The following is a 1697-nucleotide window of genomic DNA, read 5'->3' as shown; positions in this document are numbered from 1 at the left end:
CATCTAGTCCGAAAACAGGACCTCAGCTGGGCAGGCGGCAACATCCGGCGGCGCGGGTGGGGCGCCGTCGGATCAGTCCCGGGTGGTTGTCAGCCGGTTGAGGTCAGCGGCAGGTGTTCCTCATCTGGAGCTATCGACTCGATGGTGACCTTGTAGCCGAGTCGTTCCAGGCTCTTGACGTGATTGCGGGCCTGGCGGCGGACGTGCATCCGGGTTTCGTAGTAGTCGGCGCCCAGGTCCTGATAGCGGGCGCCGGGGTCAGACAGCAACGCGTGGATGATGACCAGCTGGGAGTTGCCAGTGGCGACCAGGGCTTTCTTCTTGGGCATGCGCCGGTTCAACCTGCGGTAGCGGGCGCCGAGGAAGGACTGGGTGTTTCCGGCTCCGATGGCCGCCTCGCCAAGTGCAGCGGCCAGGTAAGGGTTGCCGCGGCCGGTGGCATTGCTGCCTTTGCGTTTGCCGGCCGACTTCTTCACTTGGGGCGCGAACTTGGCCCAGGAGACCAGGTGAGCGGGTGTGGCAAAGACGCTCATGTCGACACCGATCTCGGCGATGATGTCTGCAGCACCGACCGTGCCGATGCCGGGGATTTCATCCAGCTGCTCGACCTGGCGGGTATACGGCTCGATCAGTTGCTCGATCGTGGCGGTGAGGGTGGCGATCTGCCGGTCGTAGTGGTCGATAGTGGCCAGCATCATCTGCAGCACCGCCACATGCTCCTCGGTGAGGAAGGAACAGTCCAGCGCCTGCTCCAACGCCGCGATCTTCATGCGCATCCGGCCCCGGGCCAGCTGAGCCAGCACCTTCGGGTCTCGCTGCCCGCCGATGATGGCCTGGAGCATGCCGCGGCCGGAGACTCCGAACAGGTCACTGATCATCGAGGTGAGCTTTAGATGGGCGTCCTCCAGGAGCTTTTCCACCCGCTGCTTCTCACTGGTGCTGGCCTGGACCAGACTGCGGCGATAACGGGTGTGGGTACGCAACCGCCGGATCGGCTCGGGCGGCACGAAACTGGAGACGATCATTCCCCGCTCCACGATCTTGCCCAGCCAGATGGAGTCGGCCCGATCGGTCTTCGGCCGCCCCGGCAGCGCCTTGACCTGGCCGGCGTTGTACAGCTGGCAGTCAAACCCCTGCCCCTCCAACACGAAGAACGGAGGTTTCCAGTAATCGCCCGTCGCCTCCATCCCCACCGTGCTCACCTGCCAGCTGCGTAACCAATCCGCCAGGTTCAGCAGTTCAGCGTGGGTGGTACCGAAGGTGCGAGACTCGCTCATCCGCCGTCCCGCCCTGGTCTCGCTGGGCACCCGGATGGTGACCTCGATCTCCTTCTTGCCGATATCCAGCCCAGCGACCCGATCCACAAACAGCGGCTCGTCCTCGACATCGCGCATCCGCGCCTCCTACCATGTGACGGCATTACTGGCAGGCGTGGCCGCTCACAGGAGCCAGGGGCACGAGGAAATCTAGTCCGCGGGCTCGAAGCACCAATAAGCAGCCCTGGGTATGGCTCCCGGCGTCAGACTCATCCACGGGGTCCAAGCCCGCCAAGAGGTTACGACGTCAGTGAGCGGCCACGCCCACCCTCAGCCTCACCGATCACAGCACCCTCCGCTCGTAACAATCCGGAGTACGGCGGAGCAGCCCCCCTTTTCACGCCGAAGCAGCGTCCTCCAAGGGCATCAAGGACTCATCCG

General features: G+C 64.5%; 1 protein-coding gene. It reads right to left on the bottom strand.

What is annotated here, in order from left to right; all coding sequences use genetic code 11:
* Positions 1 to 89: 89 nt before the first annotated feature.
* The gene (locus ETD86_RS54240) at positions 90 to 1394 is read right to left on the bottom strand and encodes an IS110 family RNA-guided transposase (protein ID WP_138674370.1); all 1305 of its coding nucleotides are present in this window, start codon (positions 1392 to 1394) and stop codon (positions 90 to 92) included.
* Positions 1395 to 1697: the final 303 nt, after the last annotated feature.

The sequence above is a fragment of the Nonomuraea turkmeniaca genome (assembly GCF_005889735.1).
Taxonomy (GTDB): Bacteria; Actinomycetota; Actinomycetes; order Streptosporangiales; family Streptosporangiaceae; genus Nonomuraea; species Nonomuraea turkmeniaca.
This window is presented reverse-complemented; position numbering and strand designations above follow the sequence as displayed.